The organism is Psychrobacter sp. 16-MNA-CIBAN-0192 (genome assembly GCF_040309565.1).
Taxonomy (GTDB): domain Bacteria; phylum Pseudomonadota; class Gammaproteobacteria; order Pseudomonadales; family Moraxellaceae; genus Psychrobacter.
The window spans coordinates 1-21858 of record NZ_JBEOOX010000006.1 but is presented as its reverse complement, the minus strand read 5'-3'; the positions used below and the strand labels follow the sequence as shown (position 1 = coordinate 21858).

At 40.5% G+C, this 21858-nt stretch carries 27 protein-coding genes and 4 pseudogenes; 6 read left to right on the top strand and 25 right to left on the bottom strand.

Annotation, left to right across the window (positions count from 1 at the left end; translation table 11 throughout):
- The first annotated feature begins 286 nt into the window (after window positions 1–286).
- Entirely contained in the window at window positions 287–1153 is an 867-nt protein-coding gene (locus tag AAEY78_RS06970) for a LysR family transcriptional regulator (protein ID WP_352338458.1), read from the top strand.
- Window positions 1154–1215: 62 nt separating this feature from the next.
- Here AAEY78_RS06970 and AAEY78_RS06965 read toward each other — a convergent pair whose 3' ends face one another.
- From AAEY78_RS06965 to AAEY78_RS06920, 10 genes are all read right to left on the bottom strand, one after another.
- The gene (locus tag AAEY78_RS06965; protein ID WP_352338457.1) at window positions 1216–1893 is read right to left on the bottom strand and encodes a DUF421 domain-containing protein; all 678 of its coding nucleotides are present in this window, start codon (window positions 1891–1893) and stop codon (window positions 1216–1218) included.
- Between the two features lie 88 nt (window positions 1894–1981).
- A complete protein-coding gene (gene modB, locus AAEY78_RS06960) occupies window positions 1982–2680 on the bottom strand; it encodes a molybdate ABC transporter permease subunit (RefSeq protein ID WP_352338455.1) in 699 nt (232 codons plus the stop codon).
- A 54-nt stretch (window positions 2681–2734) separates the two neighbouring features.
- Window positions 2735–3643 (bottom strand): molybdate ABC transporter substrate-binding protein, encoded by a 909-nt coding sequence (modA, locus tag AAEY78_RS06955; RefSeq protein WP_352338454.1) that lies wholly within the window; start codon window positions 3641–3643, stop codon window positions 2735–2737.
- Between the two features lie 53 nt (window positions 3644–3696).
- On the bottom strand, window positions 3697–4236 hold the full coding sequence (locus tag AAEY78_RS06950) for a molybdopterin synthase catalytic subunit (protein ID WP_352338452.1): 540 nt from the start codon (window positions 4234–4236) through the stop codon (window positions 3697–3699).
- A gap of 2 nt (window positions 4237–4238) precedes the next feature.
- Entirely contained in the window at window positions 4239–4514 is a 276-nt protein-coding gene (locus AAEY78_RS06945) for a MoaD/ThiS family protein (RefSeq protein ID WP_352338450.1), read from the bottom strand.
- Between the two features lie 39 nt (window positions 4515–4553).
- Window positions 4554–5084: a cyclic pyranopterin monophosphate synthase MoaC gene (gene moaC, locus AAEY78_RS06940; protein WP_352338448.1), complete on the bottom strand. Its 531-nt coding sequence runs from the start codon at window positions 5082–5084 to the stop codon at window positions 4554–4556.
- Window positions 5085–5118: 34 nt separating this feature from the next.
- Complete coding sequence (gene mobA / locus AAEY78_RS06935) at window positions 5119–5862, bottom strand: molybdenum cofactor guanylyltransferase (RefSeq protein WP_352338446.1); 744 nt, start codon at window positions 5860–5862, stop codon at window positions 5119–5121.
- Window positions 5822–6352, bottom strand: a complete 531-nt coding sequence (gene moaB / locus AAEY78_RS06930) for a molybdenum cofactor biosynthesis protein B (RefSeq protein ID WP_352338444.1) — start codon at window positions 6350–6352, stop codon at window positions 5822–5824. Before moaB ends, mobA begins: the two co-directional genes overlap by 41 nt.
- A 65-nt stretch (window positions 6353–6417) precedes the next feature.
- A complete protein-coding gene (gene moaA, locus AAEY78_RS06925) occupies window positions 6418–7482 on the bottom strand; it encodes a GTP 3',8-cyclase MoaA (RefSeq protein ID WP_352338442.1) in 1065 nt (354 codons plus the stop codon).
- 221 nt (window positions 7483–7703) lie between these two features.
- Window positions 7704–8993: a molybdopterin molybdotransferase MoeA gene (locus tag AAEY78_RS06920; protein WP_352338440.1), complete on the bottom strand. Its 1290-nt coding sequence runs from the start codon at window positions 8991–8993 to the stop codon at window positions 7704–7706.
- A 242-nt stretch (window positions 8994–9235) separates the two neighbouring features.
- Between AAEY78_RS06920 and AAEY78_RS06915 the strand changes: the two genes are divergently transcribed.
- Window positions 9236–9619: a TehB family protein gene (locus tag AAEY78_RS06915; RefSeq protein ID WP_352338438.1), complete on the top strand. Its 384-nt coding sequence runs from the start codon at window positions 9236–9238 to the stop codon at window positions 9617–9619.
- A gap of 556 nt (window positions 9620–10175) precedes the next feature.
- Window positions 10176–10655 (top strand): nucleoside deaminase, encoded by a 480-nt coding sequence (locus tag AAEY78_RS06910; RefSeq protein ID WP_352338436.1) that lies wholly within the window; start codon window positions 10176–10178, stop codon window positions 10653–10655.
- A 163-nt stretch (window positions 10656–10818) separates the two neighbouring features.
- Here AAEY78_RS06910 and AAEY78_RS06905 read toward each other — a convergent pair whose 3' ends face one another.
- Together AAEY78_RS06905 and AAEY78_RS06900 are read right to left on the bottom strand one after the other, a co-directional pair.
- Window positions 10819–11103 carry a hypothetical protein gene (locus AAEY78_RS06905; RefSeq protein ID WP_352338435.1) on the bottom strand — a complete coding sequence of 95 codons (285 nt, stop codon included), beginning with the start codon at window positions 11101–11103 and terminating at the stop codon, window positions 10819–10821.
- Between the two features lie 395 nt (window positions 11104–11498).
- A complete protein-coding gene (locus tag AAEY78_RS06900) occupies window positions 11499–12425 on the bottom strand; it encodes a bestrophin family protein (RefSeq protein ID WP_352338433.1) in 927 nt (308 codons plus the stop codon).
- Between the two features lie 326 nt (window positions 12426–12751).
- Here AAEY78_RS06900 and AAEY78_RS06895 point away from each other — a divergent pair, with 326 nt between their 5' ends.
- Window positions 12752–13126, top strand: a complete 375-nt coding sequence (locus AAEY78_RS06895) for a DUF3817 domain-containing protein (RefSeq protein ID WP_352338432.1) — start codon at window positions 12752–12754, stop codon at window positions 13124–13126.
- Between the two features lie 182 nt (window positions 13127–13308).
- Here the strand turns inward: AAEY78_RS06895 and AAEY78_RS06890 are convergent.
- From AAEY78_RS06890 to AAEY78_RS06870, 5 genes and pseudogenes are all read right to left on the bottom strand, one after another.
- Window positions 13309–14471, bottom strand: a pseudogene (locus AAEY78_RS06890) (IS3 family transposase).
- Between the two features lie 62 nt (window positions 14472–14533).
- Window positions 14534–14821 carry a hypothetical protein gene (locus AAEY78_RS06885; protein ID WP_352338430.1) on the bottom strand — a complete coding sequence of 96 codons (288 nt, stop codon included), beginning with the start codon at window positions 14819–14821 and terminating at the stop codon, window positions 14534–14536.
- 82 nt (window positions 14822–14903) lie between these two features.
- A pseudogene (locus AAEY78_RS06880) lies at window positions 14904–15110 on the bottom strand (IS3 family transposase); the annotation flags it as partial.
- 212 nt (window positions 15111–15322) lie between these two features.
- Window positions 15323–15481: a hypothetical protein gene (locus tag AAEY78_RS06875; protein ID WP_352338428.1), complete on the bottom strand. Its 159-nt coding sequence runs from the start codon at window positions 15479–15481 to the stop codon at window positions 15323–15325.
- Between the two features lie 79 nt (window positions 15482–15560).
- Complete coding sequence (locus AAEY78_RS06870; protein ID WP_352338426.1) at window positions 15561–15824, bottom strand: transposase; 264 nt, start codon at window positions 15822–15824, stop codon at window positions 15561–15563.
- Window positions 15825–15882: 58 nt separating this feature from the next.
- On the opposite strand from AAEY78_RS06870, the pseudogene AAEY78_RS06865 reads away from it, so the two are divergent.
- A pseudogene (locus AAEY78_RS06865) lies at window positions 15883–16361 on the top strand (IS3 family transposase); the annotation flags it as partial.
- Between the two features lie 43 nt (window positions 16362–16404).
- On the opposite strand, the gene AAEY78_RS06860 reads toward AAEY78_RS06865, so the two are convergent.
- The 8 genes and pseudogenes from AAEY78_RS06860 to rluF form a co-directional block, all read right to left on the bottom strand.
- Window positions 16405–16554, bottom strand: coding sequence for an IS630 transposase-related protein (locus AAEY78_RS06860; RefSeq protein ID WP_352338601.1), 150 nt, complete (start codon window positions 16552–16554; stop codon window positions 16405–16407).
- Between the two features lie 13 nt (window positions 16555–16567).
- Window positions 16568–17014 (bottom strand): annotated as a pseudogene (locus AAEY78_RS06855) (transposase).
- 52 nt (window positions 17015–17066) lie between these two features.
- Window positions 17067–17405, bottom strand: coding sequence for an IS630 transposase-related protein (locus AAEY78_RS06850; protein ID WP_352338424.1), 339 nt, complete (start codon window positions 17403–17405; stop codon window positions 17067–17069).
- Window positions 17406–17449: 44 nt separating this feature from the next.
- The gene (locus AAEY78_RS15305; protein ID WP_502943704.1) at window positions 17450–17542 is read right to left on the bottom strand and encodes a helix-turn-helix domain-containing protein; all 93 of its coding nucleotides are present in this window, start codon (window positions 17540–17542) and stop codon (window positions 17450–17452) included.
- 131 nt (window positions 17543–17673) lie between these two features.
- On the bottom strand, window positions 17674–18552 hold the full coding sequence (locus AAEY78_RS06840; RefSeq protein WP_352338420.1) for a beta-1,6-N-acetylglucosaminyltransferase: 879 nt from the start codon (window positions 18550–18552) through the stop codon (window positions 17674–17676).
- 349 nt (window positions 18553–18901) lie between these two features.
- Window positions 18902–19180, bottom strand: coding sequence for a transposase (locus tag AAEY78_RS06835; protein WP_352338418.1), 279 nt, complete (start codon window positions 19178–19180; stop codon window positions 18902–18904).
- A gap of 40 nt (window positions 19181–19220) precedes the next feature.
- Complete coding sequence (locus AAEY78_RS06830; RefSeq protein WP_352338416.1) at window positions 19221–19559, bottom strand: IS630 transposase-related protein; 339 nt, start codon at window positions 19557–19559, stop codon at window positions 19221–19223.
- Between the two features lie 97 nt (window positions 19560–19656).
- Window positions 19657–20652, bottom strand: coding sequence for a 23S rRNA pseudouridine(2604) synthase RluF (gene rluF, locus AAEY78_RS06825; RefSeq protein WP_352338414.1), 996 nt, complete (start codon window positions 20650–20652; stop codon window positions 19657–19659).
- A gap of 325 nt (window positions 20653–20977) precedes the next feature.
- Here rluF and AAEY78_RS06820 point away from each other — a divergent pair, with 325 nt between their 5' ends.
- Window positions 20978–21262 carry a helix-turn-helix domain-containing protein gene (locus AAEY78_RS06820; RefSeq protein WP_352338600.1) on the top strand — a complete coding sequence of 95 codons (285 nt, stop codon included), beginning with the start codon at window positions 20978–20980 and terminating at the stop codon, window positions 21260–21262.
- The last annotated feature ends 596 nt before the right edge of the window (window positions 21263–21858 follow it).

Genomic DNA, 21858 nt, shown 5'->3' with positions numbered 1-21858 from the left:
AACAATCCTTATTTTTAAGTAATTTTTAAGTGTTAATATTTTGAGGGTTAGCGTTTTGAGCGTTAAAGTTTTCAGAATTACGGTTTTGCAAATTCAAGTTTTGAGAGTTTGTATATGGGAAGAATAGCCAGCGCATTGATATAGAAAAACGCCTTTATATTAAAACGTTTATATCACAACTTCTTTTGTACCATAACTTCTAAAGTAATGAGACTATTTTATAGTATGTATAGAGTAATGATAATATACTCACTTTGCAAATGACTCTTACACGAGGGTAATAATCATGCAGTGGGAAGGTATTAGCGAATTTGTGTATGTCGCCGAACATGAGAGCTTTACTCAAGCAGCAAAGCAACTAGGTATCTCGACCGCGCAAGTGAGCCGTCAAGTTGGTGCATTAGAAAAACGCCTCAAGGTAAAGCTGCTATATCGAACGACGCGTAAGGTGTCACTTACTGAAGAAGGGCGTATTTTTTATCAACATTGCCGCGCCGTACTGGATGGGCTTGAAATTGCTGAACAAGCGGTAACCAACTTACAATCAAAACCGCAAGGTAAGATTAAGCTGACCGCGCCTGTCACCTATGGCGAGCAGCAATTGTTACCACTGGTCAATGATTTTATGCAGTACTATCCTGATATCGAAGTAAATGCTTTTTTAAGCAATCAAAAGCTGGATTTAATCGATGGTGGCTATGATTTGGCGATTCGTATTGGTAGGCTGCCCGACTCGACCATGATGGCAAAAAAGCTCAGCAGCCGTACCAATTTTGTCTGCGCTGCGCCTGCTTATATTGAACAATATGGCGCGCCGCAAACTCTTACTGATTTAAAACAGCATAACTGTCTGCTTGGTACATTGGATTATTGGCAGTTTCAAGATGCGGGTAAAGAAAAGAAAATACGGGTGACAGGTAGCGTACGCTATAACAGTGGCTATAGCTTAATGGATGCAGCGCTAAAGGGTCTAGGTATTGTCCAGCTGCCTGATTATTATGTACAAAAGCATTTAAACACGGGCGCATTGGTCAGTATGTTAGAGAAATATAGTGAGATTGAGGAAGGTATTTGGGCAATTTATCCTCATAATCGGCAGTTGTCACCAAAAATCAGACTGTTACTTGACCATTTACATACGCATTTATCTTAACTGCTTATTCAGTATTTATTAAGCCCGTAATTGATTAAGGTCAGCCATTATCATAATTCGATTTATCTAATCAGTGGGCTATTTATCGCGCTTGCCCAATCTTTATGGTGACAGCGGGAACACGCTTCGTCAGGCTGGGTGATTGACGCAACTTGACCACAGTACATGCACGCATGGCAGTCGCCTACTTGTACTTGAGTGACCGCTTGATACGATTTAGGGAATAGCGGTAAACCATACTGTACCTTTTCGGGCGCAAATAATAAGACGCTAAGCTCGCCGTCGGTTTCTAATAAGCCGACCCGAACTTGACCTAAATGCTCAATACCTTGCTGGCGCATTTCAGCAAAAAACTCATCATGCGACATTTTCCCTTCTTCAATCTTCTCAAGCACTAATTGCCCATTTTCGACAATATACAGCGACTTACCTTCCAAAAAATCTTCAAACGGTTGATATTTCATCATCAGCCACGTAGATAACCGATATAGCCCAATAACTAGGCTCATAATCAGTACCGCTTGAATCAGTGGTAATTCTTTAGTAAACATCGGGTCACCAGCGATGGAGCCAAGTGATAAAATGATGGTTAACTCAAAAATAGACAATTGGCGTACACCACGTTTGCCAGTAAAGCGCAAAAACATGATAATCATAAAGAACATCACGATGACCCGAATAACGATTTCAGCAGCAAAAGACCATGTGGTGTCATGAATAAAAATACTGCCTAAATCCATCTTATTTTTCCTTATGATTATTGAGCGTTATCGATATTTATGGTTATCTTTTTTTTATTGATAACGCCTATTTCCTTATTCTCTTATCCTATTTTGATATTGCGCGACTGATACTGGCAATCAGGGTCACCATGACCATACCTAACACAATTAGAACGGCTGACATGACATGAGCAGTATCATAATTCAGCGCTTCTACCTGCTCGTAAATGGCAATTGAGATGACTTTAGTTTCACCCGAAATACTACCGCCAATCATTAATACCACACCAAATTCACCAATGGTATGAGCAAAGCTAATGAGACTGCCCAAGATAATACCAACGCGCGCGTGCGGTAGCGCTACGGAGACAAAGCGCCGAAAACTATTGGGTTCTAGCAGATGCGCCACTTCCAGCACGCTTTTGGGAATACGTAAGAACTGCGCATAAACTGGCTGCACATAAAACGGCAAGGAGTAAATGATAGAGCCAATAATCAGCCCTTCAAAGGTAAAAATCAAAGGGCTGATATGATGTGCCGCCAGCCATTGCCCAAAAGCTGAGGTTGGGCTCAGCAGCAATAATAGGTAAAAACCAATAACGGTCGGTGGCAGCACCAACGGCATCGCAATGACGCCTATTAATATAATTTTGATACGAGACAGCACAGCGCGGCGACTGGGTTTTGCTAACCAATATGCAAGTGGCGTGGCAAGTAGTAATAAGCACAAGGTAGTGATACCAGCGAGCTTAATACTGACCCAAAATGGCGTCAACATGTCTGCTATCAATGCTTGAGCCATCATATCAGTCGTCCATTACATCACTGCTCGTACTATCATCATTACTATTATTGTGCATTATCTTACTTCTAAATAGCCTGCTTTGACGAAATACTGTTGTCCGGCAGGAGACAGTAAGTAGCTTGCAAAGTCTGTTGCCACAGCAGAATCACTAATGACCACGCCATCTTGTAAAATCGCTGGATAGCTATCTACTGGTAAAATATAAAACTGCTCAGGCTTGGCTTTAATCGCGGTGACTTGCGACTGGGCAACAAAACCGTAATCGACATTGCCGGTGTGTGCATACTGAAAAGCTTGCCCGATATTTTCCGCTTGTATGATGCGCTGTTGGTTATTGAGGCTATCGTAAATATTTTGGGTTTGTAGATACACTTTAGCAGACGCACCATAAGGCGCAAGCTCCGGACTGGCAATGGTAATCTTACTGTCTTTTTGAGTGGTTAATAGTTCGACCAAACTGGTAGGAGTCAATCCAGACATAGGCTTAGTAGCACTATAAACTGACAGTTGTCCTTGAGTATAAGTAAAAGGCTGAGCATTCGTCGCGGTTGTTGGACGCTCAGCAACCCATTTTTCCGGAAACTCTTGATTGGCAGATAAGAAAATGTCATAAGGCGCACCCGACTGAATCTGGGCATATAGCTTGCCAGAAGACGCATAGCTAACTTCTATATTTTGATTAGGCAAATTATTATCAGTTTTATAGCCTTCGATAATATCTGGCAGTACGTCTGCTAAATTAGCAGCAGCGGCAATGCGTATGGTTTCCGTTTGCCCAGCGTCGTTATTAGCGTCGTTATTAGCAATGCCTTGCTCAGTCGTTGTTCCTTTATCTTGGCTACAAGCCGACAATGCAAAAATAGCGCAGGCAGATAAGGCAGCAGTTAACGTCGGCTTTAATAATGCGCTTACCTGTTGCCTCAAAGTAGTCAGAATACCGCTACTTAATATCATGTTGCTCATAGCCTACCTTGATTATTATTCTTATTAATGACGGATTTTAGTTATATAAAGGTTTAGCCATTATTACTTAACCATTTAGCAGGTTCATTCTCATAATACTCTTGTTTCCAAACCGGAATATCCGCTTTAATGGTATCTAGTAACCAGCGGCAAGCATCAAAAGCAGGATAACGATGCGCAGAGACAACCCCAATCCACACTGCGATATCACCTATCTCTAACGCGCCAATACGGTGAATGGCGACAGCATGGGTAATGTCGAATTTCTGCTTGGCTTCTTCGATGATCTGCCGACCTTGATTAATAGCTAATGCTTCATAGCCATAATAGCTTAAGCGCTCGACACTGGTAGCATTATTATGATTGCGTACTCGCCCCTCGAAGCTTACAAACGCCCCGCAGCTGTCATTATCAAGCATTTCTCTAAGCTTACGTTCATCAATGGCAACATCTAATAAAGCAAAGCCATCGCGCTCAGCAAGCGCATATGCCGCATCAACACTACGATTAATGCGCATTGATTGGCTATGTACGTCGTTCTTAGTATCATCCGTGGTAGCATCTACAGTCATAATATTCGCATTATTTTCCATCGTTAACCACCTGCTACAGGAACAATAAAGACCACGTTATCGCCATCATTGATATCCTCTGTCCATTTAACAAAGTAATCATTTACCGCTACTCGTAATTCTGACTGTGGACGACTAAAATGGTGGCGTGCATTTAGATGTTCGTATAGTTCATTTAAGGACGTTGACTGCGAGATACTGACTTTTTCTTCATGACAATTGGCTTCATCTGCTAAATCTGCAAAATATAAAACCGTAATATCTTTTGTGATGGTCTTTTGTTTATCGTTAACGTTCATGCTTATCTCCTGTCACTGTCTTTTATTATGAAATAACCCTTAATCTAAAGGCGAGTGATAATCAGACTTACCACCTGTTTTGGTTATAAGATAGATATTATCAATAATAATGTCATGCGATAAGGCTTTGGTCATATCATAAATTGTCAAACATGCGATGCTCACTGCCGTTAGCGCTTCCATTTCAACGCCGGTTTTATGCGTCACTTTGACAGTAGCATTCACGATAATCGCCTGTGCATTATCATCGTAATCAAAGGTTAAACCAATTTTATCCAGTGGCAATGGGTGACATAACGGAATCAAATCATGGGTGCGTTTTGCCGCCATAATTCCGGCAATATGCGCAGTCTGAGTGATACTGCCCTTTTTCGTCATGCCATCTGCCGCTTTAATCTGCGCATAAATTGTCGCTGGAAAACGTACCTGACCGGTGGCATGTGCTTCTCTAGTCGTTGCTGTTTTGCCACTCACATCGACCATATTGATATCGCCATTACTATCTAAATGGGATAAAGCAGGCGTTAATTCAGTAGGCATATTCTGGTCAATATTGGCAGTAGCAGTCATTGGCAAATTCTCATTATTGTATTAACAGCATAATCTATAGTTGATATAACGCTGTGCAGACGCGCTTAAATTCGTCAGGCGTATTAAAATTGGTCAAGTGCTGCCATGTTTTTGGAATAGGTGCCGTGTGCATAATAGGTTCAATAAATCGCATCACTCTACGCTCGTTTTGGTCAATATACGCCCGCAATTCTGGCTCAATACTTAATCGATAAAGACCTAATAGCGGGTATAAATGGGCATCGTCTGCCAAACAAATCACGGATTTATCAGCTGCGTGAGCAATAAAAGGCTGCAAATGTCGCCAAAGCTCGCTAGCAGGAATTAAACTATCACAGCTTATTACCAGTAGCCATGACTTGGCTTTTAGCGCAGTAGAATTGGTGGACTTAACCGATCTTAGCGCTAACGTTTGTAATGCCGACTCGATGGCTACTAAAGCACCGCCAGTATCGTGTACCTTAGATGCATTTGTAAAACCATAATCAGCAATATGAAAAATGGGCAACTTAGGATTGCTGGCAAGTAAGTCACCATCAACGATAAAACCGCGACCATTATCGGCAATCATAATCGGCACATTTAACAGCATAGAATGCCGTACATGGTAATCCAGTAAAGTTTCATTTGTTGGTAAAGTCAGTTGAGCTTTAGGGAAGCCCATACGTTTGGACGCGCCACCTGCTAAAATAACTACCCCTGCTAAAATGCTTGAATTATCTTGGCTATTGGGATGGTCAGTCATGGCTTGGGTTAGCACGCATAAAATGTGGTACAAAATTGCACGGACGCGTACGACTATCGAACTGAGCTTTTAATATGTCTTCCCAACCAGTCCGACACGCACCCGTTGAACCCGGTAGGCAGAATATCCCGGTACTGTTCGCCATACCAGCAACCGCGCGCGATTGAATCGTCGACATACCGATATCATCTTTTGAAATCAGACGGAACATTTCGCCAAAGCCATCAATGGATTTATCAAATAACACGCTCACTGCCTCGGGCATACTGTCTCTAATAAAAAAACCTGTGCCACCCGTGGTAATCACGGCATGTACGTTTGGGTCAGCAATCCAACCACTGATCACCGCGCGAATCTGATAAATATCATCGCTAATAATTTTACGGTCTGCTAAATGGTGTCCCGCTGCCGTCAAACTGTCTGCTAAATACTGCCCTGACGTATCTTGATCTAAGGTTCGGCTATCGGACACGCACAGTACGGCAATATTAAGCGGAACAAATGCTGCAATGGGCTTAGACATGGGTTTTCCTTAACGAAAATAAAAGAGTTCAAATTTTTAATAAAAGATAGGACACAAAAGCGACGCTAACCGCCAATGATAGATAGATTGTGCATGATACCGCTATTTTCCTCATGCAAATGATGGTGCTCAGGTTTGATGGGCATAAAACTTCGTAGTGCCGTGACCAGACCATTGACATCATTTTGGCGTAAATAATGGCGAATATCGTAATTACTTTGGTCAAATAAGCACAAATGAACTTTCCCCAAACTACTGACTCGCAAGCGATTACAGTTGTCACAAAAGTGCGCGGCATAGGGAGCAATCATACCAATTCGTCCCAAATAATCCGGATGGCTATATTCCACTGCTGGACCATCAGCATGCCCGCGTGCGTTGCTCTGCCAGCCATGCGCCAATAAATAATCGGTAATGGTATCCGCTTGGGCATGCTGAGCAAAAAACAAATCACTATTATCACTGGTTTGCATAAATTCAATAAAACGATAAATCACCGGACGCGTCTTAACATAACTCATAGCATCTAACAGATTTTGAAATGCCGATTCTGCCATTAACACGCCGTTTATTTTTAGCTTAATATCTGTCGTTTCTAATAATATATCCATATCCGCCAATAGTTGCGGCAACATATCGAAACCGGTCATTTTATAGAAAGTCGCCGCATCAAAGCTGTCCATACTGATATTCAGCTGATTAAGCCCCGCATTTTGCCACGCTGCCAAGTGCTTACCAAGCTTATAGCCGTTACTGGTCATTGCTACTGTTTTAATACCAGCCGTATTTTTAATCGTTTCAATAATATCAACCACATCACAACGAATAGACGGCTCACCACCGGTAATACGCACCTTTTCAGTACCGACTTGGGCAAAACCACGTATCAAAGTGGCAATTTCAGCCACGCTTAATTCGTCATCAGGACGCTTGCCTTGATAACCATTTGGCAAACAATACTCACAGCGGAAATTGCAAAAATCCGTAATTGATAAGCGCAGATACGTGAGCTGACGTGAAAAACCATCCACTAATGGCTGATGCTGACCAACCATCTTGGCAGCACTGTCTGCCTTAATAGCACCGTTAAGTTCGATCGCGTCAGTAGCTTTATTAGCGTGATGGGTCATAGCAGATTACCATTTATAAAAGCCATTTAATAAAAGCGGTTCAATATAACTTTGAGTGCTCACTTTTAATTATAACAACTTTACCATGACGCACACGCGCTATCGTTTCTGGTCACCATAATGCAACATCGTTATCCTACTATTAACGCCTAATTGCTATTTATAAAAGCATGCTGTCACTCTTGGCTGTGATTGTTACTTTTAGCTATGGTTGTTAGTAACTATGACCAAGGAAATGGCTGTACCATGATTTTCTCGCCAGCTGACACATTACCTGCATCCTGCGCGAGCACTATCAAGCAATTGGCTTGGCTAAGCTGTTTGATGCGATGCGATTGCTGCTTAGATAAACTAGTCACGGTAAACAAGCCATTAGCATTTTGCACTAATATACCGCGCTGAAAGTCTTTGCGCCCGGCAGCCTTTTTGATATCGGCACTTAGCGTTGCCTGTACGGTGAGCATCATGGGCATGTCATTTTTGTTTACGCCTGCAAGCTGCCACAACGCCGGAATGACCAGTTGCAAGGCACCCACTACCGTCGATAAAGGATTGCCCGGTAAGCCAAAGTACAATATTGGTTTATCAATACCTTTATTTAATTCTCCAAAAACAAACGGTTTACCTGGTTTCATCGCCACTTTATAATGGTTGATTTGCCCTAATTGCTCAATAACGGTGGTCAAAAAATCATAATCGCCCACCGAAACGCCGGCGGTAGAAATCAGCACATCGCAGTCATGCATAGCGTCAGTCACAGCGGCAATCGTCGCATCTAAATTGTCCGGAATAATGCCGTAATTACGAATAACAATCGGCAAGTCTTTTAACATACTGTTAAGCGTGGGCGTATTCGAGTTATAAATCTGCGCCAAACTGGTCAACGGCTCACCTAAAGCCACCAACTCATCACCCGTCGCCAAAATACCAACCGTAAGAGGCTGATAAACATCAACATTAGCAACCCCTAAATTAGCAAGCAAGCTGATATCAGCCGGATTCAAGCGTTTGCCTGCGCTTAAAACCACCTCGTTCTGCTCAATCTCCTCGCCTTGTTTGCGAATATGCGTATCAATGGTTGCTACTTCCGTTAAAGTTATAGCGTAGGGCTTGGACTTAACCAACGTCTCTTTTATCGCTAAAAAGTCGGTATTTTCTTGCATGATGACTGTATCACAAGCATTCGGAACAACCGCGCCAGTAAAAATACGCACCCCTTGCCCTGCTTGCAAACTGCCAGCAAAAGGTGTGCCCGCTTGTGATTCACCAATTATTTCAATCGTAGCGCCTTTATTTAAAGTACTGCCCGCTGCTAACGCATACCCATCCATCGCCGATAGATTGTTTCTCGGTACTGCAAATGGCGAGATGATATCTTGCGCTAAAATACGCTGCTGACTGTCTAACAGCGCAAGCGTTTGCACCGCTCTATCAGCAACCGGAAAATCAACTTTATTATAATGCTGAATACGTTCTGCCACCGCGTGCTGCAATTGTTCAAGAGAAATCATAAAGGCGTACTCTTTGTTGTGATTAAGGGAAAGTCAATCAGATAGTGACAGCTAACCTTTATAGTGAAAGTAACAACAGTATCTGCCACATCAACTATTAACATCATATGCGATTAGCTGTTGATAGGTTATAGCATGACAGCTTAAAAAGCTGCAGCCATCATCTCATTATGGTACTGTTGAATAGTATGGTTAAATAATCACTAAGAATAACTAAGAACGCTATCAACCGAGGAGCGATCATGAGCCAGACAATTATCCCAAGCCATTGGAAAATAAAACGTTCTACGCATTTTTTTACCAAAGATAAAGTACCTAATGCCCTATTAACGCATCACAATACAGCAGCTGGTGTCTACGGACAAATCTGTGTTATGCAAGGTACGGTTACCTTTTACGGATTTGCTGACGAAGCGGCTACTGAGCCTGAAAAAACCATCGTTATTAACGCAGGACAATTTGCCGTCAGCCCACCAGAGTATTGGCATCGAGTTGAACTCAGTGACGATGCGCAGTTTAATATTAATTTCTGGACTGAAGGCGAGTCTGGTAATAAATCGCTGTTTAATGCGTCTACTATTCACACTAAGCCGATTGAAAAACTATTCGATAATCCAGCCGATTAACTATTACTACTCACTATATAATAGCTTTATAGGCGCTAATTCTAATGAATAAGCGCCTTATTTTTATTTGTCATTATGACCATACTTTACTCTGCTGTCATTTCAACCAGTAATTCATGCATTCCGTTCTTCAGCACATTGTCCTCAATTTTACTGACACTGATTTTTGCATTTTGTAGATTTTCGATGGCAGTATTTCTTTGACCCAATCTAATTTGTAATACCGCTATTGGAAACGCAAGCAATCACATAAAAATTCTTGAGTGCATCGCGATTGTATTAGTGAGCGCTTTTTCGTAGATAATCAGCACATAGCAAAACCTCAGCATAGAACACCTCACCAACCATGCTAAGACAAAACACATGTCTTGACAAGCATCAGCAGAATGGCGATACTCTGCTCGAATGACGTCAGCCAATATTATTATTTAACGCCTTATAATTACAGGAATTTCAGCAGCAACTAATTTATGAGGTCTTGTGAATAGGTTGAATCTGGCTCATTATTTCAGACAATAAACCAAACAAAAAATCATTACTTATAAAGGAAGTTATTATGCAAGGGAAGTTAACCGATTTTGATAAAGAGATGATTCAAAAATCTATCGAGCTGGCTGTTACGAACGTTGAAAAAGGTGGCGAACCATTTGGCGCAGTCTTGACCCAAAATGAAAAAATTATCACCGAAGCCGTCAACGAAGCTTATATCCATAACGACCCGACTGCGCACGCTGAAATGCAGGCCATACGCCAAGCAGGTGAGACCTTAAGTAAGCCAAACGACGCCACAATTACCATGTACGCCAGCGGCAAACCATGCGGTATGTGTATGGCTGCCATGTTACAGGTAAAAATAGACCGTATCGTCTTCGCCGCCGATGACGAATTAGGTGACGCTTATGGTTGGGGTACTGCACCACTATACGAAAAACTCAAACAAGACTTTGGGCAACAAGGCGCAGAAGTTATTAATTACCCGCATCCGAACAGTAAAGATGCCTTTGACGCCTATGCAAAAAAACATGACGCGGTATAAATTAATATCATAAGATAGGGTCTAATTGAAAGCGCTACCTCTTTATTGTCAGAACAAAAAACCCTTATTGACAGTCATAAGGGTTTTTTATTGATGTTAATTAACAACCGACTGAGCTTTCGACCCAGCTTTAATAGATAACGTCATGCACACGCCTCTGCAGTCAAATGTGTTTTTCTGCCATTCTAATGGCTAATTGTAGTAAGTCGTCTGCGGCTTTATCGGTTAACGGGGTCATTCTCGTTGCGGCATCTTGTTTTAATACTGTTTTTATCTTCTCTTGATCTGCTACTACTAATGGGTTATTTGCCTGTTTGATATAATCTTGCATCAGCTCTTGCAGCACGACTGCCATGCTATGACCTTGCTGTTCGACCACACGCTTAAACTCATCTGCTAATGCTGGCTCGCAGGGAATGTGAATAGATGTCAGTTGTAAGGGCTGCATTATTATTTGACCTTCACGTTAATAACTCTCAAATTTTATGGCAGTTATTGTGTTTATAGCCATGGTACTTAACAGTTAATTGATTAGAAAAAAGCAATTAGAGTAACACTGAGACAATCATGATGACGTTGCTTGTTACTGTTTAAAACATGACTGCTCAGCGCATAAGTAATAGAATATTTGCTCTCTAGTCACTCTACTGTATCAGGTGCCACTTATTTTGCAACTGCTTAGCGCAACTACAATTAAAAGAGTTGAATAGGTACACTATAATCATTTGAGATGAATAATCTATAAGTTACACATAAGTGTTTGGCATGCTACCCCAATCTTAATGTTGTCAATATCCTTAGTTAATATAATATTGTCACCTGCGCTTATTTTTACAGGCTGGCTTATTGCAAATATCCTTTTACAGGGATAATGTGAGGCGGAATCTCAACTTCTCCTAGAGCTTCTAAAAGGTTAATTTCAATCGTGCGCGATATTGTGGTCAGTGGCAAGTGATTAGCGGCTATCCCAAAAGGATCGGTTATCTCTTCACTGAGCGCATCGAGACCGAAAAAAGTATAAGCAATAACGCCACAGATTAAAGGCGTCACCCAGCCTAAAGAAGTTGCTAAGCCAAAAGGCAACATAAAACAATACAGGTAAGTCGTACGATGCACCAATAAAATATACGCAAATGGCAGGGGCGTACCATGAATGCGCTCACAAGCCGCCAAAACGATGGTCATTGAGGTCAAACGTTCATCCATATTTTGTATCATCAAATCTGAGGTTAACTGCTGACGCCGACAGTAACTGAGCTGCTTGCCCATTAGCCGCAGCAAATACTCAGGTAAGTTTCCCGCTTGCCGCATACTGTCATGATACTCAACATCCACAAAGCGATCGATATCTTCCCATGGCGACGTACTCCGAAGCCTATGGCGTAGGGCATGCGTAAAAGCAATATTGAGTCGAATGATACGCTGCTGAGTCTGTCGCCCGTTCTCGGTTTCCTCCTCTACAAATGACAGTACTTGACGCGTTAAGCTCCGCGAATCAAATACCAACTGACCCCATAAACATCGAGCTTCCCACCAGCGCTGATAGCTGGCATTGTTACGAAAGCCTAAAAACAGCGATAACGCTATGCCCAGCAAAGTAAATGGCGCGGTACTATAAGAGCTAAAGTAGCTGGGAATCCAATGTTGAACCGCTGATATCAAAGTACTAAGTAGGGTAATAAATAAAACTTGGGGATAAATGTGAGGGATTACAGAGCCGCGCAGAGTAAAAAGTATTTTGAATGCATTCGGTGTCTGCCGGATTATCATGAGAGCTTCCTAGCGTTAATAGCATTGATTCGATGAGCGTGGTGCTAGCTAAAGTAAAGGGAAGCAGTATGCAAATAAAGCATTTAAAAAAGTGATGTTAAAAGCTGAACAACAACCGCTTTCAGACTGAATACTTTTAAATCTAACCGCTTTTAGTGAGACAATATATCATTAACCGCTATTAAAATGAATATGAGTAGGCATAAATGAAGGGTAAAAAAAGCCAATCATTAAATTGGCGTTTTTTTAAGCAAAGAATCGTACCTATACGACCTAACTAAACCGTTTTTACGTTATTGATTAATAATCATAAAAGGAACAATACAATGTCACAAGCCCCGCCAACTTTAAAATATGATGATAAACCCATAACCTCTATGACAAAATCACAAAGCGCTATCTTAAAAAACCTTACCATTATGGGCTATTTAGAAGGCACCTCATTTTTATTATTACTTGGTGTTGCCATGCCGTTAAAGTATTTAATGGGCATTCCGGAAGGTGTGAAATATATCGGTATGGCTCACGGCATATTATTTATCACCTATATCGTCATACTTATGGGTGCAACCATAAAAATCAAAATGCCGATTTGGGCGATACCAGCAGGGGTACTCGGCTCGCTCCTCCCCTTTGGTCCTTTTATATTCGATCATGTGTTAAAAAAACGCTTAAGCAAACGAGCAACGTCACACGAGTAGATGCACAGCAGATGAAAACGCTGCATCACTGTCAATAGCATCACTATCAATGTCTTTGCTCTAAACTTTCTAAAAATATAACCAAGCCTTTAAACCTTTTATTACTCAATTTTGTAGGCTGATGCTAATACCTCTCTGACCCCTGCTGTCAAATCCGTACAGTTAAACTTGGGAGATTTTAATTACGCAGCCTGACGATAAAAGTCAAACCACATCTGTCTTGGCTTTTATAGCCCAAATCCTTTTGAATCCTAGTCTGATTATAATTCAATTCAATATATCCAATGATGTCGCTGATGGCTACAAATCTTGTTTTATAGTCTTGGTGATACACTAGCTTGTTCTCTAATATGCCCCAGAAGCTTTCTATCGGAGCGTTATCAAAGCAGTTGCCACATGCATATTGAGCCTTTAAACTGATGCTGCTTGATGATCTTGTGATAAGCGTGGCTACAGTACTGACTGCCTCTATCAGAATGCACAATCAGCTGTTGGTTGGGTCGTTTATTCTTGATTGCCATATTGAGTGCACGGCATACTAAGTCTGCTGTCATGCGCTCACTTATGGCGTAGCCTACCAACTCTTTGGTGGATAAATCTTTAACGCCTGCGAAGTATAGCCAACCTTCATTTGTCCATATATAAGTAATATCACTGACCCAAGATTCATTAAGACTCTTAGCATCGAATTGCTGATTTAATATGTTTGGATAGACAAGCTTGTTGTGGTTGGAGTCCGTGGTGATTTTAAAGCGTTTGTGACGACGGCATTTGATGCCATGTTCTTCTTTAATGCTTCTGACCATATATAGGCTAATATCGTACTCTTGCTCTATCAGCTTTGCGTGCAGTCGATTAGCACCATAGCGCTCACGAGTTTCACTGTGAGCGGCTCTAAACAGTAGCTCAGACTGGTTACGATGTATCTGTTGCTCACTAATATCGTGATTTATCCAGTCGTAATAGCTTGATGGCTTATCCTTTAGCACGCGGCACATAGTGGTGATGCTAAAGAAGTGCTGGTTGGCTTCTATAAAGGTGTACCTGACTAACTGTGCTTTACAAAGTACGCTGTGGCTTTTTTTAGGATCTCTCGTTCCTCTTCAGCTACTTTAAGCTGTCGTTTGAGGCGCTTGTTCTCTTCCATCACTGCTATGACTTCAGGATCATACTGCTCAGTTCCTATAAGTTTGCCTTGATTAGCTTTATTCTGCCAATTGGATAAGGTCTGCATGGCGATACCAAGCTGCTTTGCGGTCGCTGAGATATTGCCATTATTGTCCGCTATCTTCTTAACGGCTTCGGCTTTAAATTCTGTACTATAGCTTCTTGTTTTCTTGACCATAATAAACTCCGATTAATACGCTTAGTTTACCAAGTTTACCTTTACGGTTTCTTCGGCATAGCTCAAAAGACGTTGGTGTCAATTGTTCCACCACCGGCAGCAAGGTTAATGGAAACTATTCTTGGATTTTTAGTATTGAAGCCATCAAATAGGGCTGATTGATCAGCAGCTAATTCTAAGATGCCATTATTAAAATTAATATGTGATGAAAAACTATTAGAAGAGCCTTTTCTTATAATATTCTTAACTTTAATATGTCCGTTATCATTAAGGTTTAAAGCGCTAAAACTATCAGGATCAACAGTGATGTTATCAGCGATTAATTTTGATCCAGCACTAGTAACGCTCACTCGATTACCCTTACCTTAAAGAATCATATTGCCTGTTTCGATTACACCCTCGTCTTCAATGGAAGCTCTTTATAGTGGTCAACTAATTTAGGACACCTGATAAGAGGTTTTGATTAAAGTGATGTTTTTCTTTATCTGCTGGTGACAAATAATCGTTAAAACGGTGCGGTCTTACGATCTGATAATATCGCCAGATATAATCAACAATGGCACTTTTAGCCTCAGCAATATTCTCATAACCACCTTTTGGCATCCATTCTGTTTTAAAGATTCCGAAGAAGCGCTCAGTTAACGCGTTGTCTTAACAGTTACCTGTTCGGCTCATAATTTGCGTAATGACCTCACAACTGGCCACGGATTCAGCAAACCTTGCACTGCAGTAATCGGTTCCCTGATCAGAGTGAAACAGCACTCCAATTGGCTGTAAGCGCGTCTGATATGCCATCTGCACCATAATTTTACCTACCATATAACGGTTTAGCTTGATGTTGTGTTCATTCATTAGTATGGCTGCAATGCTGAGCGCTTTGAGTCGTTAAATATTTGGTGTATTAAGGCTTTGTGTTTGACGGCTTCAAGGCTGATGGGCTTGGGCTGCATGTCATAGTAGTAACTGCTTTTCATCACGCCAAATAGCTTGCACAAAAAGCTTTTACTCATCTGTTTGTCTTGCTCTGCCAAATTTCTTATCAACGATAGCCGTTCAGGCTGTACAATGCCAGCAGAGCAGAAGCCTTTTTTAGTATGTCGCGCGCTCCATAGTCAGTCGCCTAACCTGTTTACGCAGCTCTTGAAGCTTGCGCTGTTCATCCGTTAAGGCATTGCCGACTTTAGGTGCTTGGTCAGTCATTTCTTGACGGTACTGACTCAGCCATTTCTGTAAGGTGGATTTACCAATACCCAGCGAAATTGCCACATCGGGTATTTTGCGCTTGTGATCAGTGACTAAGCTTATGGCTTCTAATTTGAATTCTCGGGTGTATTGGTTGCGTTTGGTGGTCATACTGTTTTTCTCTTTGGGTTAGTACAACCTCTTAGCAGCTGTCCAAGTTTATTATGCCATTACAGACATCACTTATATATGGACAAATGAAGGTTGGCTATACTTCGCAGGCGTTAAAGATTTATCCACCAAAGAGTTGGTAGGCTACGCCATAAGTGAGCGCATGACAGCAGACTTAGTATGCCGTGCACTCAATATGGCAATCAAGAATAAACGACCCAACCAACAGCTGATTGTGCATTCTGATAGAGGCAGTCATTACTGTAGCCACGCATACCACAAGATCATCAAGCATCATCAGTTGAAAGGCTCAATGAGTGCTAAAGGCAACTGCTTTGATAACGCTCCGATAGAAAGCTTCTGGGGCATATTAGAGAACAAGCTAGTGTATCACCAAGACTATAAAACAAGATTTGCAGCCATCAGCGACATCATTGGATATATTGAATTGAATTATAATCAGACTAGGATTCAAAAGGATTTGGGCTATAAAAGCCAAGACAGATGTGGTTTGACTTTTATCGTCAGGCTGCGTAATTAAAATCTCCCAAGTTTAACTGTACGGATTTGACAGCAGGGGTCAGATACCTATACGCTTTAAAGCAGTGTGCATGCCAGTCTTACTACAGTTGAAGCGCCTAGCTAGCTCGTACAGATAGTCGTCTGGATGTTGTTTAACGTCTTTTAATAAGGCTTCACTTGATATTTTAGTCGGTGCTTTATCCCGAATTTTTTTGATATAGTCAGTTTAATATAAAATCGATACAGCCCATATCATAAAATAGCTTAGGCAGATTATTCTCCATCCATCCTTGGCGTAGAAATTTAGCTTGTGCCCACTTTTTCTCGATAGGATTTAGGTCAGGGTTGTAGGGTGGTAAGAATAAAAGGCGATGGCCGTGTCTATTAAGCAGCTTTTGCACGTGTTTATGAAAGCTTGCGTTATCCATTACGATTAAGCATTTGGTTTTTAGGCTCGGTATTAGCGTGTACTTGCACCAGTTATAGAATACCTCTCAATTGATGTTTTTCTCGAAGTCATCAAGTGCAAATACTACTCTTTCGTACAGAGCACCAATGACGTTGGTACGTTTTTTACCTTGCCAGTTGTAGCGATCAATACAAGGTTTGCCTATCGGTGCATAGCTATAAGGCCTGATGGTCTCATGCTCAAAGCCACTTTCATCCATATAAACAATGGGATAGCCTTGAATCACATAATCACTCAAATAATTGAGATACTTAGCTCTTTTTATCGGACAGGCCTTTGGATGTTCTAGTGTCTTTTTTTTGACTAATGTTCAATCGTTTTAAGGCATGATGAATGCCGGTTTTACTACAGCCAAGACGATTTGCGCGCTCATACTGATAGTCATCAGGACAAGCTTTAACATCATGAATCAGAGCGCCATCAGGTATTTTAGTCGGGGCTTTATATCGCCCTTTCTTAGCCTCTAAAATCTGTCTCCAGCTATGTATAGTACTCGTGCTGAGCTCGTAAAAAGCAGCAGCTTCTCTAACAGCCAGACCATTATCGATGCTAGACAGCACTTGTTTACGATAGTCGATTGAATAAGTCATGGTTTATCGGAATAGTTAATTAGTTTTTATGTATTGTATCGGTTTTATCTGAACTCTACTATACCTGGGTTTTTTAGCCAGCGATGTAATGTAGTTTTGCTAACATTATAGAAAGTACAAGCCTCACGGATACTCATGCCTCGTTCTTCGATATTTTTAATCATTTGAGCACGAAAGTCTGCTGAATAAGTCATAATTTTTTTACTTTCCGCTTGTTTTAAAACTACTGTACCAATTTTATAAAATCTCTACTATATGGAAATAAGACTTAGTCTTTTAAAAAAAATTTCATGAAATCTTCATTTTCATCTGACTTTATCTTTCTTGCAAAAAGACAGCAACTGTCTTCCATGTTAGCTTTATCTTCTTCTCCTAATACTTTTGGATATTCAGGTCCTGACTCCCAATCTATATATCTTAAAGAAGGTACTGGATAGTCAATATGATTAAATATTTTAAGTTTAGGATTATTTTTAACTATAGTATGAAAAAAAACCTCATCTCCACAAAAGGAAGTTTGAAATAATTCTAAAAACCAATGATTATTATTTTTATAATCTAATATGTATTTTATAGTATCTGACTTTAAACCAATCCAGTTTGATCCTTTATACAGAGGAGGTAGAATATCGCGATTTTCTTTAAAATTTTCACTTTTATAAAAAATATCTCGTGTCAGTCTAAATAATCTCCTCTTTACCTTGGATAATGGCTTATTATCTCTTTGAAAAAATACATCAGGGTAAACATATTTAATTCTCTCTTCAATATCCTGATATGTTGCTTTTGGGTCAAAATCTATGAAATTATAATCAGAAAATTTATTTAATAAATGTTGTAATTCTGAGTTATTTTTTAATGGTATGTCGTCTCCTGATAAAAGAAAAAAGAAGTCATATTGGAAACCTAAAGAGAAATCCATTAATTCAAGCGTGGATTCAATCTGTGATTTAGAGCCCCATGCTACCTCAACCCTATTAGGAATAAGATATACATTTGATTTTTTCAATACTAAAAATTTTTCAAGTTCTGATTTCTTATCGACATGAATTAAAATAGTGTTTTCATCGAAAGATGAAAGATAGTTCACCGTATGTATTAAAGGGTTAGTTATTTTGTGACATGTAATTGCATATACTACATTCATAAAGAGACACTCATAGACAGGATGTTTTATTTTTAATAAATATACACTAAAAATGATTTATCACTAATGAGTGTTAAATATTCATAGCAGTATAGTATAGTATAATTGAGAGAGTTTGAAACTTGGGTAGTAAGTTATAGTCAGTTCACAATAAAAGAAATACAGCCCATATCATGAAACAGTTTAGGTTGATTGTTCTTCATCCAGCCTTGGCGTAAGAAGTTCGCTTATGCCCATTTCTTCTTTCACTCGAGCAAAGCAGTGCTTTGCTCTACCCTCACTCAGGATTAAGATCAGGACTGTAGGGTGGTAGCCATAAAATACGATGGCCATGCCTATTGAGTAGTTTTTAAATACGCTTATTTTTATGAAATCTAGCATTATCTATAACGATCACGCATTTTGTTTTAAGATTTAGAATTAACGTGTATTTGCACCAGTCATAAAATATGTGGCTGTTGATATTCTGTTCAAAGTAATCAAAGGCAAACAGCATCTTTTCATACAGAGCACCGATGACGTTAGTACGTTTTTTTACCTGCCAGTTGTAGCGATCAATACAAGGGGTTCCAATCGGTGCATGGCCATAAGGAAAAACAGTTACAGCCTCAAAGCCACTTTCATCCATATACACTATGGGATAACTTTGCTGTGTAAAGCTATCAAGCTTACTCTGATATATTGCCCTTTTTATTGGACACGCCTTTGGATGTTCCAAGGTCTTTTTTTTGACTGATACCTAGATGCTTTAAAGCAGTGTACATGCCGGTCTTACTATAGTTGAAGCGCCTAGCTAGCTCGTACAGATAGTCGTCTGGATGTTGTTTAACGTCTTTTAATAAGGCTTCACTTGATATTTTAGTCGGTGCTTTATTTCTTGTTTTTTGAGGAACTAAGCTATGAATAGAGCTTGTACTAAGCTGATAAAAGTTAGCGGCTTCTCGAATGTTCATGCCGTCTTTAATGCTAAGCAGTGCTTGTTTGCGAAAGTCGATTAAATAGATCATCGTTTATTTCATTAAATACGGTTGTTAATAGGATTGTATCGATTTTATCTAAGATTGACTATATAAACGGTAGTGGCATCATTAACTTGGACAGTTGCTAAGGTCGTTTAGAACCTCGACCTTTTGCAGGGCGCCTGCCATTCGTAGCAGGTTTGCCCTTGCCTCCAGATTTCTTGCCATCACCAAAAGGACGCCTATTCTTACCGTTAGAACCCGCTGGTTTACTAGCGCCATCTTTAGAGTGTTTAGCGTTGCCTTTTGCGGCGCCGTTTGAGTTTGCAGCCGCTTTTGATGCGGTATTGTTATTGTTATTGGAGCGAGGTTTTTTTCGTAGCACATTACTAGATTTCTTGCCCGAATTGCTGTCTTGTGAAGAAGATTCTTCTATAGACTTAAGTAAAACGGACAATTCTTTTTCGGTTAAATCGCGCCAATCGCCAACGGGAGTTCCCTTTAGGCTGATATTCATAATCCGCGTCCGCTCAAGCTTCACGACGTCATAACCAAAATGCTCACACATACGACGAATTTGACGGTTTAAACCTTGTACGAGTGTGATATTAAATACGGTAGGCGCCACTTTAGTAACCGGACACTTTTTCGTCATTTTCCCTAGGATTGGTACGCCACCCGCTAAACCCTCAATAAAACTATCTGTTATCGGCTTATTCACCGTTACCAAATATTCTTTTTCATGGTTATTACCAGCCCGCAATACCTTATTGACGAGATCACCATTACTGGTCAAAAATATTAAACCCTGAGAGTCTTTATCCAAACGACCAATCGGAAAAATGCGTGTGCTATGCCTCACAAAATCAACGATGTTATCTTTCTCTGAAGCTTCCGTGGTGCTAACAATACCGACTGGTTTATTCAACACAATAAAAACAAAGTCATCGGCTTCTCTTGGCTCAATGAGTTGCCCGTTCACTTTTACCGTATCTCCAGCGACCACTTGTACGCCTACCGTAGCACGCTTGCCATTGACATAGACATTGCCTTGTTCAATAAAGCGGTCAGCGTCTCTACGAGAGCAAATACCGCTTTCACTGATGTATTTATTTAAACGAGTTGAAGAAGTGTTAAACATAAAGTGCCGTTTTTACCTAATAAAAAGCTTTCCTTGCTAAGACAAAGCCTAAATTGAATGGATTATGAACAACGAGATGGCTCACATTATATAGGAGATTCAGTGCCCATTTCAGCACAGATAAGTAAAAACCTAGAAAGGTCGTACAAATTAGCAGGGCGTCGAAAGAGAGATACTATTTGTACTAACGAATTTATCGGACATGTATTCTTCTCTTATTGATACACAATCGGTGTACGTAAATATGCTCGAACATCCGGCTATCACTGATAATCCAGCTTCCAGAGCAAAACAAACAGCTCAGTAAAAGCCTTCTGTGTAAGCTATTTGGCGTAATGAAAAGCAGCTATTATTATGGAAGCACCCCAAGCCAATTAGCCTTGAAACTGTCAAAATCAAAGCATTAGTCCGCCAAATATTTAACGACTCAAAGCGCGCAGCAGGGGCTCGCAGCATTGTTGCCATACTAATGAATGAACATAATATAAAGCTCACTCGCTATATGGCGGGGAAGCTCATGGCGCAGATGGGGCTAAAAGCTGATAAAAAAAGCGCTCCAGATGGCATATCAGACGCGCTTACAGCTAATTGGGGGGCTGTTTCACTCTGATTAAGGAACCCATTATACCAGCAAGACATTCGCTGAAACCGTGGCAAGTTGTGAGGGCATGACGCAAAGTATGAGCCGAAAGGTTAACCTCTACCATGTCATTAAGCAAAATTTGAAACATAACACTCGTTTATATTCATGAGGACCCAAATTAGACAAAGTAGTAATGCTCAGATAAAAAACTACTGCTACTAGTCAGTCGTGTGCAAATATTGCAAGGTTGCTGACTGAGTTAGTTATCTACATTAGGATTTGATTCAAATATAGAAGCACAACCGTATTCGGTCATTTTAGAGATTATGAGAACCATTACGGTTGAAGGTAAGTGCTTAAATAACGAACAAGTCCACACTTTAATGGCACGATATAGGCATAAAAACTATTAGTGTTCCCTCTCCTATCACTGACGCTAACCTATAGTATTGCACATGTATTTTTCACCAAAAAAAATAATTATAGTATGGTAGAGAGCAGATAATAAATATAAAGCTACTATACATTTATCATTTTTACAGAAGATTGAACCGCCCCGGTATTGTCGGAGGCTCAACTTTCTGAGAGAATACGACAATGAAAACACGAAACTATACCCCCGA

Coding starts and splice junctions, on each gene's coding strand:
- AAEY78_RS06970 (WP_352338458.1), top strand. CDS start 287: ATGCAGTGGGAAGGTATTAGCGAATTTGTGTATGTCGCCGAACATGAG.
- AAEY78_RS06965 (WP_352338457.1), bottom strand. CDS start 1,893: ATGGATTTAGGCAGTATTTTTATTCATGACACCACATGGTCTTTTGCT.
- modB (WP_352338455.1), bottom strand. CDS start 2,680: ATGATGGCTCAAGCATTGATAGCAGACATGTTGACGCCATTTTGGGTC.
- modA (WP_352338454.1), bottom strand. CDS start 3,643: ATGAGCAACATGATATTAAGTAGCGGTATTCTGACTACTTTGAGGCAA.
- AAEY78_RS06950 (WP_352338452.1), bottom strand. CDS start 4,236: ATGGAAAATAATGCGAATATTATGACTGTAGATGCTACCACGGATGAT.
- AAEY78_RS06945 (WP_352338450.1), bottom strand. CDS start 4,514: ATGAACGTTAACGATAAACAAAAGACCATCACAAAAGATATTACGGTT.
- moaC (WP_352338448.1), bottom strand. CDS start 5,084: ATGACTGCTACTGCCAATATTGACCAGAATATGCCTACTGAATTAACG.
- moaB (WP_352338444.1), bottom strand. CDS start 6,352: ATGTCTAAGCCCATTGCAGCATTTGTTCCGCTTAATATTGCCGTACTG.
- moaA (WP_352338442.1), bottom strand. CDS start 7,482: ATGACCCATCACGCTAATAAAGCTACTGACGCGATCGAACTTAACGGT.
- AAEY78_RS06920 (WP_352338440.1), bottom strand. CDS start 8,993: ATGATTTCTCTTGAACAATTGCAGCACGCGGTGGCAGAACGTATTCAG.
- AAEY78_RS06915 (WP_352338438.1), top strand. CDS start 9,236: ATGAGCCAGACAATTATCCCAAGCCATTGGAAAATAAAACGTTCTACG.
- AAEY78_RS06910 (WP_352338436.1), top strand. CDS start 10,176: ATGCAAGGGAAGTTAACCGATTTTGATAAAGAGATGATTCAAAAATCT.
- AAEY78_RS06905 (WP_352338435.1), bottom strand. CDS start 11,103: ATGCAGCCCTTACAACTGACATCTATTCACATTCCCTGCGAGCCAGCA.
- AAEY78_RS06900 (WP_352338433.1), bottom strand. CDS start 12,425: ATGATAATCCGGCAGACACCGAATGCATTCAAAATACTTTTTACTCTG.
- AAEY78_RS06895 (WP_352338432.1), top strand. CDS start 12,752: ATGTCACAAGCCCCGCCAACTTTAAAATATGATGATAAACCCATAACC.
- AAEY78_RS06875 (WP_352338428.1), bottom strand. CDS start 15,481: ATGAGTAAAAGCTTTTTGTGCAAGCTATTTGGCGTGATGAAAAGCAGT.
- AAEY78_RS06870 (WP_352338426.1), bottom strand. CDS start 15,824: ATGACCACCAAACGCAACCAATACACCCGAGAATTCAAATTAGAAGCC.
- AAEY78_RS06850 (WP_352338424.1), bottom strand. CDS start 17,405: ATGACTTATTCAATCGACTATCGTAAACAAGTGCTGTCTAGCATCGAT.
- AAEY78_RS15305 (WP_502943704.1), bottom strand. CDS start 17,542: ATGAGTATCCGTGAGGCTTGTACTTTCTATAATGTTAGCAAAACTACA.
- AAEY78_RS06840 (WP_352338420.1), bottom strand. CDS start 18,552: ATGAATGTAGTATATGCAATTACATGTCACAAAATAACTAACCCTTTA.
- AAEY78_RS06835 (WP_352338418.1), bottom strand. CDS start 19,180: ATGGATGAAAGTGGCTTTGAGGCTGTAACTGTTTTTCCTTATGGCCAT.
- AAEY78_RS06830 (WP_352338416.1), bottom strand. CDS start 19,559: ATGATCTATTTAATCGACTTTCGCAAACAAGCACTGCTTAGCATTAAA.
- rluF (WP_352338414.1), bottom strand. CDS start 20,652: ATGTTTAACACTTCTTCAACTCGTTTAAATAAATACATCAGTGAAAGC.